Raw genomic sequence first — 12,912 nt, 5'->3', positions numbered from 1 at the left:
GCGCGCCGCCGCCCGCACACCGACTCCAATTGCGCTCTCGCTGGCCCGCCGGGGCGTCCGGGCCGGCTAGCGGGCGCCCTGCAGCGCCGCGTCGGCCTCGAGCAGCACCTTCGATGCGACCTCGAGCCCCTCGATGCGCCCGAGCGAGACGTCCTCGTGCTCGATGTTGACCCACATGCCGGGGTCGACGTCGCGGATCGCGCGGAGGAACTCCGTCCAGAACGCGGTGTCGTGGCCGCGCCCGAGCGCGACGAAGTCCCACGCCGAGCGCTTCGGCCACTCGTTCGCCCACTCGTCGCCGCCGAGATTGGTGCGGGGCTCGTCCGGGCCGAGGCGGCGGAACGAGTTGTCGAGCACCCCGTTGAGCCGCGCCCACTCGGGGTTCACGCGCACGTCCTTCGCCGCGGCATGCACGACGAGTTCGCCGAGATGCCGTACGACGGCCACGGGATCCATCTGCTGCCAGAAGAGGTGTGAGGCGTCGAGCTCGACGCCGATGTGCGTCGCATTCGTGAGCTCGATGAGCTTGTGCACGTCGGCCGAGTTGAACACGAGATTCTGCGGGTGCAGTTCGAGTGCGATCTTCACGCCATGGTCGGCGGCGAAGCGGTCCATCTCGCGCCAGAACTCCGCTGCGATATCCCACTGGTAGTCGAGCACGTCGAGGGCGGCCGAGTTCCAGGCGTTGACCACCCAGTTGACCACGGTCGCGCCCGGTTCGCCGCCGGGAAGACCCGACATGGTCACCACGCGATCCTGGCCGAGTCGCTCAGCGAGCCGGATCGACCGCCGCACATCTGCCGCGTGCGCCTCACCGATCGCGCGCTTCGGGTGCAGCGGGTTGCCGTTGCAGTTGAGGCCCGCGATGGAGACTCCCGTGTCGGCGAACTGCTCGAGGAACTCGTCGCGAGCGACGTCGGAGTCGAGGACGTCCCCGAGGTTCGGGATGTGCGTGGCGGGGAGGAATCCGCCCGAGTTGAGCTCGATGCCGGTGAGGCCGAGCGAGCGGACGATCTCGATCGCCTGCGGCAGGCTGCGGTCGTGGAGGATCGCGTTGTACACGCCGAGTTTCATATGAGGGCTCTTTTCGCCAGAGGTGGAAGCGGGGAGGATCAGCGGACGGCGACCGTCGTGCCGCCGTGCGCGGCCGAGTCGGCGACGGCGGCGAGGAATTCCATGTTGTGCACGCCGTCGTCGAAACTCCTGCAGCGGGGGAGCGACGCTTCGGCGGGGACGCCGGCGACCTCTTCGAGAAAGGCGCGGGCCTGGTGCACGAATAGATCGTTCTGGCCGATGCCGACGCCGGGGGCGTCCATCGCCCATCCACCGGCGTAGTGGGGGTGCGCCGGCCCCAGCGGGATCGTGCGGTAACCGGCGACGTCGGCGTGCTCGTCGTGCAGCATGACCTCGACCTGCGCCGGGTTCGTCTGCGACCAGCGCGCGGCCCCGCGCGTTCCGAAGATCTCGAGCGCGAGACCGTTCGGGTGACCGGCCGCGACGCGTGAGACCTCGATCGTGCCGACACAGGCCGCGAAGCGCGCATTGAAGGTCGCGTAGTCGTCATTCGTCACGGGGGAAGTCTCATCGCTCACGTCGCCCCCGGTGTGGCCGATCACCTGGCCGAGCGGCTTCGGGCGCTCGACGATCGACGTGTGGAAGCGACCGCCGGAGACGTCGTGCGCTGGTCCGCACAGGTATTCCGCGATGTAGCTCACGTGGCTGCCGATGTCGCCCAGAGCGCCCGATCCCTGGGGGCCCTGGTAGCGCCAGCTGATCGGCGCGTCGGGGCGGCACCCGTAGTCGGTCCAGTAGCGGCCGGAGAAGTGCAGCAGGTCTCCGAGCCGTCCGTCGTCGATGAGCTGCCGCATGAACGCGATGCCGGGGGAGCGGAGGTAGCTGAATCCGATGCGGGCCACGAGGCCCTGCGCTTCCGCGGATCGTGCAGCCTCGGCCATGGCTCGCGCATCTGCGATCGTGTCGCTGAGGGGCTTCTCGCAGAGCACGTGCTTGCCGGCCGCGAGGAGACCCTCGACGATTTCGCGGTGCAGCGAGTTCGCGACGACGACGCTGACGACGTCGATGTCGTCTGCGGCGGCGATGTCGCGCCAGTCGACGACGTGCCGTTCGAAGCCGAAGCGCTGCGCGGTCTCGACGCCCAGGGGCTCGAAGGAGTCGCCGATCGCGACGAGTCGGATCTCGGGCAGCACGGGCGCGTACACGGTCGAGGCGGCCCGGTATGCGGCGGCGTGAGCTTTGCCGGCCATGCCGGCTCCGATGACGGCGACGCCGAGTGATGTGGTCATGGGGGTTCCTTTCGGGCTTCCTTGCTGGGGAACTTCGGTGCTGGGCACCAGCAGCGCGTCTTCGTTTGGAGCGCTCCAATTGGCACCACGGTAGCCGGGCATCCATGTCCTGTCAATTAGACCGCGGCATGCGATCGCGCGTCGGCCGCCCCAGGCTGCGTTCGCCAGAGCCCACCGCGTTCGCCCGGAACCGAAGTCGCGTACCCTGATGTCGGCAGGGGGACCTGCCAGCTGCGCGAAAGGCGAACGATGCGACGACCGACCATCTACGACGTTGCCGCGCGCGCCGGCGTCTCGAAGTCCCTCGTCTCGCTCGTGATGCGCAACTCCTCGCAGGTCAGCGACGAGAAGCGCGCGGCGGTGCTCGCAGCCGTCGCCGAGCTCGACTACACGCCGAGCCGGCTCGCCGCCGGTCTCGCGGGAACCCGCACGCGCAGCATCGGCGTCGTGGTCGACGACTTCTCGAATCTGTGGTTCGTCGAGGCGCTCGCCGGTCTCCGGGCGGCATTCCGCGCCGACGGCTACGCACTCAGCATCGCCGACGCGCACCTCAACGCGCACCTCGACATCGATCCGCTCGACGCGTTCCGCGCCCTGCGCGTTGACGGGATCGTGATCGCCGGCGAGGTGAGCGCCGATGCCGTCGAGCGCTCGGGAGTGCCGGCAGTCGTGCTCGGCACGCGAGCCGTCAGCGCGCCGCGGGTGCCCGTGATCGCCAGCGATGAGGCCGCCGGCGGGCGCCTTGCGACGCGGCACCTGCTCGGGCTCGGTCATCGCCGTATCGTCTGCGTCTCGGGGCCGGGAGCGAGCGCGACGGAACGTGCGCGCGGGTACGTCGCCGCCATGACTGAAGCCCGCCTCGAACCGCTCGTCGTGCCGGCGGATGCGACCGGAGAGGACGCCGCCCGCGCGGCGGTGGCGACGCTGTTCGCCGGACCGACCGCCCGGGAACGCCCCGCCGGACGCTCACGAGCGCGGCCGACGGCCGTCTTCGCGGTGAACGATCCGATGGCCGTCGGAGTGATCGGAGCGGCCGTCGATGCCGGGCTCGCGGTGCCGAGAGACCTCTCCGTCGTGGGGTACGACGACTCGCCGCTCGCCGCCTACGGCCTCATCGCGCTCACGACGATCAGCGGAGACCCCGCGGAGCTCGGCGAGGCTGCGGGGGAGGCGCTGCTCGCGCTGCTGTCGGGAACGGCCGCCGAATCGCGGATCTTCCCGCCGCGCATCGTGGTGCGCGCCTCGACGGCGGGGATCCCGCACGTCTGATCGCGCCGAAAGCGCAATTGCGGCTCTCCCCGCCGCTCGGTACGACACGAAGTGCGCTTTCGGCGCATACATGCCGGGGCTCAGCCGGGCGCGCGCCACCCGAGTGGCGCTCGGCCTGCGCCGGCCCTACAATCGTACTTTGTACTAACAATTTGGCTCGTGCTAGGCGCAGGAACGGTAGCGCCCGCCCCGGCACCCACCGCAAGGGAATCGCAATGACGCAACAGCCCATCCGCTTCGGACTCATCGGCACCGGCCGCATCGGCCAGGTGCACGCGGCCAGCATCGCCGCTTCGCCGGAGGCGACGCTCTCCTGGGTCGCCGACCCATTCGTCGACGGAGCGCACGCGGTCGCTGCGCGCTACGGCGCAACGGCGACCGAATCCGCCGAGACGCTGATCGCCTCGGGAGAGGTCGACGCGATCCTCATCGCCTCGCCGACCCCCACGCACGTCGACCTCATCGAGGCCTCCCTGCGCGCGGGCCTCCCCGTGCTCTGCGAGAAGCCGATCGACCTCGACATCGCGCGCGTCGACGCCCTCCGGCCGTTGGTCGCATCGAGCGGCGTTCCGGTCGCGCTCGGGTTCAACCGCCGGTTCGATCCGAATCACGCCTCCGCGCAGGCGCGGGTGCGTGCTGGAGAGATCGGCGATCTCGAACAGCTGATCATCGTGAGCCGCGACCCGGCGGCTCCTCCCGCGGACTACATCGGCGTCTCGGGCGGCATCTTCCGCGACATGACCATCCACGACTTCGACATGGCGCGATTCTTCATCGACGACATCGTCTCGGTCAGCGCCACCGGCACGCGCACCTTCGACGCCGGCGCACGCGAGCACGGTGATTTCGACACCGCCGTCGCCACCCTGCGGGCCGCGTCGGGCGCGATCGTGACGATCGTGAACTCCCGGCACAGCGCCATCGGGTACGACCAGCGCATGGAAGCCTTCGGATCGAAGGGGATGCTGCAGGTCGGCAACCCTCTGCAGAACACGGTGGTGCTCTCGAACGGGCACGCCGTGGAAGCCCGGCCGCCCTACCCCGAGTTCTTCCTCGAACGGTACGCGGAGGCGTATGCGGCTGAACTCGGCGAGTTCGTGAGGCTCGTGCGCGGAGAGTCGTCGACCAGCCCGACGTTCGAGGATGGGCGCGCGGCGCTGATCCTCGCCGATGCGGCGCAGCGATCGGCCGAGACCGGCGCCGCGGTCGCGGTCGAGCTGTGATCCCGGGCACCGAGCGGGCGGGAGTGCGCGCATGAGCTATCGTCTCGCGGCCTGCGCCGAGATGCTGTACACCGACCTGCCGATCGCGGAGCGCGTGCGACGCATCCACGAGCGCGGATTTCTCGTGGAGATCTGGGACTGGAGCACGAAGGATCTCGCCGCCCTCGCCGCGACCGGGGCCGCGTTCTCTTCGATGACCGGCTACCTGCGCGGCGACCTCACGACCGCCGAGGGCCGTGCTGCCCTGCTCGCGACCGCGGGCGAATCGTTGCGGGCTGCAGAGGTCATCGATGCCCCGCGCCTCAACCTGCACGGCACCGGTCTCGGCGAGGGCGGCCTGCCGGTCGTGCCCGGGGCGCGGGTCTCGGGAGCGGACTGGGTTCACGCCGCCGACACCCTCCGCCGAGTGGCCGATCTGGGTGCGGCAGCCGGGCGCACCTTCGTGCTCGAGAATCTGAACACCGCAGTCGACCATCCGGGCACACCGTTCGCGCGGGCTGCCGACACGCTCGCCCTCGTGCGCGGGGTCGACCACCCCAACCTGCGACTCAATCTCGACCTCTACCACGCGCAGATCGGCGAGGGGAATCTCGTCGAGCTCGTGCGCGAGTCGCTGCCGTGGATCGGTGAGATCCAGGTCGCCGACGTGCCGGGGCGCTGCGAGCCCGGCACGGGCGAGATCCGATACGAGGCCGTGGCGCGGGTGCTGCGCGAGGTCGGATACGACGGCGTGGTCGGCATGGAGGCCTGGGCGAGCGGAGACGCCGATGCTGCGCTCGACGCGTTCGCGGCCGCGTTCCCGACTGCGCTCGCGCCCTGAGTTCATGAGTGCGGCCCCCATATGATGAACGAGGCATGAGGAGGGACGATGGAGCGCACACCGGGCGAGACGCCTGACGCCCCCGTGCGCCCGCCGACGATCCGGGATGTGGCACGGGTGGCCGGGGTCTCGAAGTCTCTCGTCTCCCTCGTCTTCACCAACGGCGACAACGTCAGCGAGGAGCGCCGCCTCCGTGTGCTGCACGCCGCAGCGCAGCTCGGCTACCGGCCTAACCTCGTCGCGCAGTCGTTGTCGGCGGGGCGCCGCGACATCGTGGCGATTCTCGTGTCGAACCTGCACAACCCGCTCTTCGCGGAGATCGTCGGGGCAGCGAAGGCGCGGCTCGCCGAAGCCGGGCGGCGGACCATGATCATGAGCGCGCAGGTCGATGATGGCGCTGGTGGGGCTGTGCTGGATCGCGACAACCTCGACGTGCTGCGCGACCTGCGCCCGTCGGGGCTCATCGCGGTCGGCACGATCCCCAATTTCCGGGAGCTCGCCGCACTGACCGCGATGATTCCGACCGTGGTCGCCAGCGCGATCGACGCGACGGACGACGTGGTCGCCACGGTGCGCACCGACGACGACGCAGGGCTCGATCTCGTGATCGCGCACCTCGCCGCGCGGGGCGTCGAGCGCATCGCGTTCGTCGGGGGCGACGGCGGGACGGTGGCTGCCGCTCGCGAAGCCGCATTCCGCGCGGCGGTCGAGGCCCGCCAGTTCGGCGGTCGGGCGTGGGTCGAACCGGCCGCGTTCACCGAGGAGGGCGTGCGCGAGGCCGTCGAACGGCTCCTCGTCGAAGACCGCCTGCCCCAGGCGATCGTGGCCTTCAACGATCTGACGGCCGTAGCCGTCATCACCGCGCTCGAGACGGCGGGCGTGCCGGTGCCCGGCGGCTGCCGGGTCGTGGGGTACGACGACACCACACTCGCGGGGATCCCGCGCATCTCGCTGACGAGCGTCGATCCCGACAACCGCCGCATCGGCCGTGAGGCTGCTGAGGCGCTGCTCGGGGCGCAGGCCGGCGATCCCGATCAGCCGGCCGGCGAACTGCTGATCCCGCCCGCTCTGGTGGTGCGCGCCTCCGCATGATCGAGCCGCCGGCTGGGCTTCGTGCTCCGCGCGCGCGGCATCGCCTGCCCGCTGACGGCGCTACCTGCGCGCTGCGTCGTCACGTTCTCATTGCACCGGTGCTCGCACGGGTGCACAGGGTCGGAGCCACCTGGCGCCTGACCGCGGGCGCTCCCGGGTCGGCGAGGCGGGCGCGCAGTGTCTCGACGGCCGACTGCGCCAGATGATCAGGATCGGATCGCACCGAGGTGAGCGCCACGTAGGGCAGTGCCGCGGCCGAGCTGTCGTCGAAGCCGACGATCGAGACCTCCTCCGGCACCCGCACGCCGGCGCGCACCAGGGTCTGCAGGGCGCCGATCGCACAGTGGTCGTTCATGCACACGAGCGCCGTCACCCTGCCAGGCGCGTCGGCCGCGCCTCCCCCTCCGCGGCTGTGCTCCCGGACGCTCCCATCCGCGAGGAGCGACAGTGCTGCCCGATGACCGCCGAGTTCGGTGAAGTCGCTCGGAACGACGCGTCCGGGGAGGCCGCGTGAGGCCATCGCGCGCCGGTATCCGGCGAGCCTGGAGGCGGCGTTCGGCCCGCTCGCCGCACCGAGATAGGCGATTCTCGTGTGCCCGAGAGCGCTGAGGTGCTCGACGGCGAGGGTGATCCCTCGCTCGTTCTCGATATCGATCCGGTCGTGCGCGTCCGGTGAGGTCGGGCCTCCCAGCAGCAGCGCGGGAAGGCCGGAGGGGAGCCCGGTGATCTCGTGCCCGCCGGTTCCGGCGTCGAGCACGATCAGACCCTCGATGCGCTGGCGCATGAGGCCCGACAGAGCGGTCTCGAGATCGTGCTGCTCGCCGATGGCGCCGAGCGCGAGCGTGAACCCGTGTTCGTCGGCGCGACGGTAGAGCGCATCGACGAGATCGACCTCGAACGGCTGCCGCACGGTGAAGAGGACGCCCAGCTGCCCGCTGCGTCGTCGCCGCAGCATGCGAGCTGAATCGTCGGGGTGGTAGCCGAGTTCGCGCGCCGCTGCGAGGATCCGCTCGCGAGACGCGTCGCTCGCGCCCGGTGCGCCGCGCAGCACGATCGAGACCAGTTGCCGCGACAGGCCGACGCGCGCAGCGACGTCGCGCATCGTGGGGCGACGGGGTGCCGGCTCGCGGGTGCTCACGCTCCCATCGTGCCACGGCGTGCCGCGGTCACCGGCACTGCGCGACCCGCACCCGTCCGCGCTCGGTGCGCCCGGGGAGACGCCGGACAGCGGGATACTAGAGGCGGAGGGGTTTCTCGCCGTTCGAAAGCGAGCCGACGCGGCAGCTGCGGCTGGCGCGCGGCGCTCGAGAGCGACCGGCGCTGTCGGCATCGCCCGTGAGCCGCAGCGCTCCGCGGAACGCTGCGAGAGACCGTACAGATGGCTGCAACAGACATGAGCGAGGTGCCGAGTGGTCGTTATTCAACCTTTACCGGAAGAGATGCCGGATCGCGGAAGTTACGGTACTGTAAACGCAGAGCGCAAGCTTTGTAACGACATTAGTTCAATTACACGATGGAGTGCAGCTATGTTGAAATCACGTTTCGGGCGTTGGTCGAAGATCGGCCTCGCAGGCCTCGCGGGCGTCGGAGCACTGGCCCTCGCTGCGTGCGGTACTCCCGCCGGCGCCGGCGGCGGTGCTGCAGGTGGTGGCGGCGGCGGTGGCGTCGACGAAGAAGAGATCAAGGTTGCACTCGTCACGCACGCCGCACCGGGCGACACCTTCTGGGACACCATCCGCTCGGGGGCCGAGAACGCCGCCGAACGCAATAACGTCGAGCTGCTCTACAGCTCTGATCCCGACGGTGCGCGCCAGGCTCAGCTCGTGCAGCAGGCAGTCGACCAGGGCGTGGACGGCATCGTCGTGACGCTCGCGAAGTCGGACGCCATGGCGGGCGAAGTGCAGAAGGCCGTCGACGCGGGCATCCCCGTCTTCAGCATCAACGCGGGCGAGGAAGCCTACAAGGACCTCGGAGTGCTCGCGCACTTCGGGCAGAACGAGTTCATCGCAGGCCAGGCGGCTGGCGAGCAGTTCAACGACGCCGGCCTGAAGAAGGCCGTCTGCGTCATCCAGGAGCAGGGGCACGTCGGCCTCGAAGCCCGCTGCGAGGGGCTCGCGGACACCTTCGAGGGCACGTCGGAAGTGCTCTACGTGCAGGGCACCGACATGACCAACGTCGCCTCGACCATCACGTCGAAGCTGCAGACCAACTCCGACATCGACGCGGTGCTCACCCTCGGAGCACCCTTCGCGATGACCGCGATGGACTCGATCGCCGACGCCGGCAGCAGCGCGACGCTCGCCACGACCGACCTCAACGCCGACGTCTACACCGCGATCAAGGACGGCACGATCCTCTTCGGCATCGATCAGCAGCCGTTCGTGCAGGGATACTCCGCCGTTGAAGCGGTGCGCCTCTACACCGAGGGCGGATACGTGCTCGGCGGCGGCCAGGCCGTGCTGACCGGACCCACCGTCGTCAACGCCGAAAACGCCGACAGCGTCTCCGCGCAGTTCGAAGGCAGCGGCGACGACGAGTCGGCAGAGTAAGAGAAGGGTCGCGCCGGAAGGTCGAATCCATGAGTACAGCAACCGCACCCAAGCTCGATGAGCGCGTCGCCTCTGGCAACCTGTTCACCAGGTTCTTCACGAAGCCCGAGGCGGGCGCCACCGCAGCCGCACTGGTACTCGCGATCATGTTCGCCGTGGTCGCCCCCCAGTTCACCCAGCCGAGCTCGATCGCGACGATCCTGTACGGCGCCTCGACCGTCGGCATCATGGCGGTCGGCGTATCGCTCCTGATGATCGGCGGCGAGGTCGACCTGTCGGCGGGTGTCGGCGTCATCTCGGCGGCGCTCTCCTCGTCCCTCTTCATGTACTGGTTCGGGGGGAACGTCTGGGTCGGAGCGATCGTCGGCCTGGTGTTCTCGCTGCTGATCGGGCTGCTCAACGGTTGGCTGCTGACGAAGACGAAGCTCTCGAGCTTCATCATCACGCTCGCGACCTTCTTCATGCTGACCGGCCTCAACCTCGGCGTGACGCGCGCGCTCACGGGCGGCGTCGCAGCCCCCTCCATCGCGCAGTGGCCCGGGTTCGCCTCCGCGGAAGCGGTGTTCGCGGCCGACATCCCCGTCTTCGGCGTCAACGTCAAGATCACGGTCTTCTACTGGATCATCCTCGTGCTCATCGCGACCTGGATCCTGCAGCGCACCAAGGTCGGCAACTGGATCTTCTCGTCGGGCGGCGCCCCCGACGCGGCTCGCGCCGTGGGCGTCCCCGTCGTGAAGACGAAGATCGGCCTCTACATGGGCGTCAGCTTCTGCGCGTGGCTGCTCGGCATGCACCAGCTCTTCGCATTCAAGACGGTGCAGTCGGGTGAGGGCATCGGCAACGAGTTCCTCTACATCATCGCGGCCGTCGTCGGCGGCTGCCTCATGACCGGCGGATACGGCTCGGCGATCGGCGGCGCGATCGGCGCACTGATCTACGGCATGGCGCTCAAGGGCGTCGTGTACGCGGAGTGGAATCCGGACTGGCTGAAGTTCTTCCTCGGCGCCATGCTCCTCGGAGCCACCGTGCTGAACTTCACGCTGCAGCGCCGCGCGGCGCGAGGAGGGAAAAAGTGAACGCCACATCGACAGCCGCCGCTCCGGCGACGGCCACGGCAACCGCGAAGGCGCCGCTCGTCGAGCTGCGCGACGCCGAGAAGCGGTACGGCAACATCATCGCGCTCCGCGACGTCAGCCTGCAGGTGGCGAGCGGCGAGGTGATGTGCGTGCTCGGCGACAACGGCGCTGGCAAGTCCACGCTCATCAAGATCATCGCAGGGCTCCATCAGCACACCGCCGGCGAGTACCTCGTCGAGGGCGAACCGGTGAAGTTCAACTCGCCGCGCGAGGCGCTGAACCGGGGCATCGCCACCGTGTATCAGGATCTCGCGGTCGCGCCCCTCATGCCGGTCTGGCGCAACTTCTTCCTCGGGTCGGAGCAGACGAAGGGCTGGGGTCCGTTCCAGCGGCTCGACGTCGACTTCATGCGCAAGACGGCGAAGCAGGAGCTGCTCGACATGGGCATCGATCTGCGCGACGTGGATCAGCCGATCGGCACCCTCTCGGGCGGCGAGCGCCAGTGCGTGGCCATTGCGCGAGCCGTGTACTTCGGCGCGAAGGTGCTGATCCTCGACGAGCCGACCGCCGCGCTCGGCGTGAAGCAGTCGGGTGTGGTGCTGCGCTACATCATCCAGGCGCGCGATCGCGGCCTCGGCGTGATCTTCATCACCCACAATCCGCACCACGCCTACCCGGTGGGCGATCGCTTCCTGCTGCTGAAGCGCGGACAGAGCATCGGGTACCACGAGAAATCGGCGATCTCGCTCGAGGAGCTCACCGGACTCATGGCCGGCGGCGCGGAGCTCGAGCAGCTGGTCCACGAACTGCGGGATGTCGGCACGAGCACCGACGCGGTGCGCACGATCCGCGATGAGATCGAGGGCGACGCCGCGGCGGGCGTGGGACGCGTGCAGGTGACCGAGGCCGTCACCGTCGTCCCCGGCGAGTACGCGGACGACGAGGACGACGACGGGGAGGACGCCCCAGGGCGTTCACGCCGCTGAGCGTCTCTCGGTTCCGCGAGGGCGGGCGCCCGATCCGGATGAGGATCGGGCGCCCGTTCTGCATCCCGGGGGCGCACCGGCCGCCCCCGCTGCACCGGCGCCCCCGCACCGAGATCGAGCTCGAGTGCTGAGCACGAGGGATTCGGGCGGCGGGATTCGCTCGGGTTCGGCGGACACCCTCGGTCCCACGGGACTGTTGACACCGCAGCCACCATGTCCGTACAATTTGGACCGGTCCAGAATCAAGTCCAGAGTCAGGATCACTCCGGTCGACAGGCGAGGATCCCAGACCCGGGCCCGGCCCCCGGCCGGCCCCACAGTGAGAACCGGTGCACGGCACCACGAAGACGAAACGAGCGAAGATGCGGACACGTGCAGACGGCACCACCGAGATCGGGGTGGGCCTCATCAGCGTCGGGTGGATGGGCCAGCTGCACAGCCGCGCCTACGCCAACCTCAAGTACGCGTACCCGGATCTCGGGCTCGCACCCCGCCTGGTGCACGCGGCGGACCCGGCGCCGGCGCGTACGGATGAGGCGGTGCGCGTGCTCGGGTACGAGCGGGCTTCGGCGGACTACCACGATGTGCTGAACGATCCAGACGTCGACGTCGTGTCGATCTGCGCCCCGAACTTCCTGCACTCGGAGATCGGCATCGCGGCGGCCCGGGCCGGCAAGCACTTCTGGATCGAGAAGCCGGTCGGCCGCGGCGAGCACGAGACCCGCGCGGTCGCGGACGCGGCCAAGGAGGCCGGCGTCGTCACGTCGATCGGGTTCAACTATCGCCATGCACCCGCGATCGAGTACCTGCGCGAACTCGTGGCCGAGGGCAGGCTCGGGCGCATCACGAATGTCCGCGGGCAGATGTTCGCGGATTACTCGGCCGACCCGCGCGGCGCCCTGTCGTGGCGCTTCGTGCGGGGGCTGGCGGGCAACGGCGTTCTGGGCGACCTCATGGGCCACCTGGTCGATCTCGTCCAGTACACGCTCGGCCCGATCGGCGAGGTCAGCGCAGTCACCTCGACGGTGTACGCCGAGCGCCCCGAGCTTCCGATGGGCACGGGAACCCACTTCGCGCTGATCGAGAACGGCGACATGAAACCGGTCGAGAACGAGGACTACGCCGGGATGCTCGTGCGCGTCGCGGACGGGGCTCCGGCGGCGCACGCCGTCGGCACCCTCGAGGCCTCCCGGGTCTCGGTGGGCCCTCGCGCGAGCTACGGCATCGAGGTCTACGGCACGGGCGGCTCGGCGCACTGGGACTTCGAGCGCATGAACGAGCTGCACCTCTCGGGCGGGCTGGGCGCGGAGAACCAGGGGTACACGCGCGTCATGGCCCGGCCGGGGATGGGTGATTTCAGCCGCTTCCAGCCGGGAGCCGGGACCTCGATGGGATACGACGACCTCAAGGTGATCGAGGCCAAGAAGTTCCTCCAGGCGGTGCTCGGGCGCGAGGCCATCAACTCGAATATTCAGGATGCGCTCTCGGCGGCCCAGGTGGTCTCGGCGGCCGAGCGATCGGCCGAGACGCGCACCTGGCAGTCGAGCACGCCGGTCGAGGGCACGACCGCGGCCGGCGCCTGATCCTCATCCAC

Annotated in this window: 11 protein-coding genes; 8 read left to right on the top strand and 3 right to left on the bottom strand. The window is 69.7% G+C overall.

Translation table 11 applies throughout. From position 1 onward, the window contains the following. Positions 1–66 precede the first annotated feature (66 nt). Together JE033_RS08275 and JE033_RS08270 are read right to left on the bottom strand one after the other, a co-directional pair. Positions 67–1,074, bottom strand: coding sequence for a sugar phosphate isomerase/epimerase (locus JE033_RS08275; RefSeq protein ID WP_200330722.1), 1,008 nt, complete (start codon positions 1,072–1,074; stop codon positions 67–69). A gap of 38 nt (positions 1,075–1,112) precedes the next feature. Next, positions 1,113–2,303 carry a Gfo/Idh/MocA family protein gene (locus tag JE033_RS08270; RefSeq protein WP_200330720.1) on the bottom strand — a complete coding sequence of 397 codons (1,191 nt, stop codon included), beginning with the start codon at positions 2,301–2,303 and terminating at the stop codon, positions 1,113–1,115. 249 nt (positions 2,304–2,552) lie between these two features. Here JE033_RS08270 and JE033_RS08265 point away from each other — a divergent pair, with 249 nt between their 5' ends. The 4 genes from JE033_RS08265 (at position 2,553) to JE033_RS08250 (ending at position 6,707) form a co-directional block, all read left to right on the top strand. Then, entirely contained in the window at positions 2,553–3,572 is a 1,020-nt protein-coding gene (locus JE033_RS08265; RefSeq protein ID WP_200330718.1) for a LacI family DNA-binding transcriptional regulator, read from the top strand. A 215-nt stretch (positions 3,573–3,787) separates the two neighbouring features. Next, positions 3,788–4,795: an inositol 2-dehydrogenase gene (gene iolG / locus JE033_RS08260; protein WP_090145865.1), complete on the top strand. Its 1,008-nt coding sequence runs from the start codon at positions 3,788–3,790 to the stop codon at positions 4,793–4,795. A 31-nt stretch (positions 4,796–4,826) separates the two neighbouring features. Continuing rightward, complete coding sequence (locus tag JE033_RS08255) at positions 4,827–5,615, top strand: TIM barrel protein (RefSeq protein WP_200330716.1); 789 nt, start codon at positions 4,827–4,829, stop codon at positions 5,613–5,615. Between the two features lie 48 nt (positions 5,616–5,663). After that, positions 5,664–6,707, top strand: a complete 1,044-nt coding sequence (locus tag JE033_RS08250) for a LacI family DNA-binding transcriptional regulator (protein WP_200330715.1) — start codon at positions 5,664–5,666, stop codon at positions 6,705–6,707. Between the two features lie 79 nt (positions 6,708–6,786). On the opposite strand, the gene JE033_RS08245 is transcribed toward JE033_RS08250, so the two are convergent. Next, positions 6,787–7,845, bottom strand: a complete 1,059-nt coding sequence (locus tag JE033_RS08245) for a LacI family DNA-binding transcriptional regulator (RefSeq protein WP_200330713.1) — start codon at positions 7,843–7,845, stop codon at positions 6,787–6,789. Positions 7,846–8,233: 388 nt separating this feature from the next. On the opposite strand from JE033_RS08245, the gene JE033_RS08240 reads away from it, so the two are divergent. The 4 genes from JE033_RS08240 to JE033_RS08225 all read left to right on the top strand — a co-directional run bounded on the left by JE033_RS08240 (position 8,234) and on the right by JE033_RS08225 (position 12,901). Then, positions 8,234–9,256, top strand: a complete 1,023-nt coding sequence (locus JE033_RS08240) for a sugar ABC transporter substrate-binding protein (protein ID WP_090145872.1) — start codon at positions 8,234–8,236, stop codon at positions 9,254–9,256. Positions 9,257–9,285: 29 nt separating this feature from the next. Next, positions 9,286–10,332: an ABC transporter permease gene (locus JE033_RS08235; protein ID WP_090145874.1), complete on the top strand. Its 1,047-nt coding sequence runs from the start codon at positions 9,286–9,288 to the stop codon at positions 10,330–10,332. Beyond that, entirely contained in the window at positions 10,329–11,318 is a 990-nt protein-coding gene (locus JE033_RS08230; RefSeq protein ID WP_200330711.1) for an ATP-binding cassette domain-containing protein, read from the top strand. Before JE033_RS08235 ends, JE033_RS08230 begins: the two co-directional genes overlap by 4 nt. A gap of 362 nt (positions 11,319–11,680) precedes the next feature. Then, entirely contained in the window at positions 11,681–12,901 is a 1,221-nt protein-coding gene (locus JE033_RS08225) for a Gfo/Idh/MocA family protein (RefSeq protein ID WP_200330709.1), read from the top strand. The last annotated feature ends 11 nt before the right edge of the window (positions 12,902–12,912 follow it).

It is taken from the genome of Leucobacter sp. L43 (genome assembly GCF_016597785.1).
Classification (GTDB): Bacteria; Actinomycetota; Actinomycetes; order Actinomycetales; family Microbacteriaceae; genus Leucobacter; species Leucobacter alluvii.
Note: the sequence above shows the minus strand (reverse complement) of the source record. Positions and strands in the feature narration are given on the sequence as shown.

What these genes read in the sequence shown, in the direction of transcription:
- JE033_RS08225 (WP_200330709.1), top strand. Translation starts at nt 11,681, where the DNA reads ATGCGGACACGTGCAGACGGCACCACCGAGATCGGGGTGGGCCTCATC.
- JE033_RS08235 (WP_090145874.1), top strand. Translation starts at nt 9,286, where the DNA reads ATGAGTACAGCAACCGCACCCAAGCTCGATGAGCGCGTCGCCTCTGGC.
- JE033_RS08265 (WP_200330718.1), top strand. Translation starts at nt 2,553, where the DNA reads ATGCGACGACCGACCATCTACGACGTTGCCGCGCGCGCCGGCGTCTCG.
- JE033_RS08275 (WP_200330722.1), bottom strand. Translation starts at nt 1,074, where the DNA reads ATGAAACTCGGCGTGTACAACGCGATCCTCCACGACCGCAGCCTGCCG.
- JE033_RS08255 (WP_200330716.1), top strand. Translation starts at nt 4,827, where the DNA reads ATGAGCTATCGTCTCGCGGCCTGCGCCGAGATGCTGTACACCGACCTG.
- iolG (WP_090145865.1), top strand. Translation starts at nt 3,788, where the DNA reads ATGACGCAACAGCCCATCCGCTTCGGACTCATCGGCACCGGCCGCATC.
- JE033_RS08240 (WP_090145872.1), top strand. Translation starts at nt 8,234, where the DNA reads ATGTTGAAATCACGTTTCGGGCGTTGGTCGAAGATCGGCCTCGCAGGC.
- JE033_RS08270 (WP_200330720.1), bottom strand. Translation starts at nt 2,303, where the DNA reads ATGACCACATCACTCGGCGTCGCCGTCATCGGAGCCGGCATGGCCGGC.
- JE033_RS08250 (WP_200330715.1), top strand. Translation starts at nt 5,664, where the DNA reads ATGGAGCGCACACCGGGCGAGACGCCTGACGCCCCCGTGCGCCCGCCG.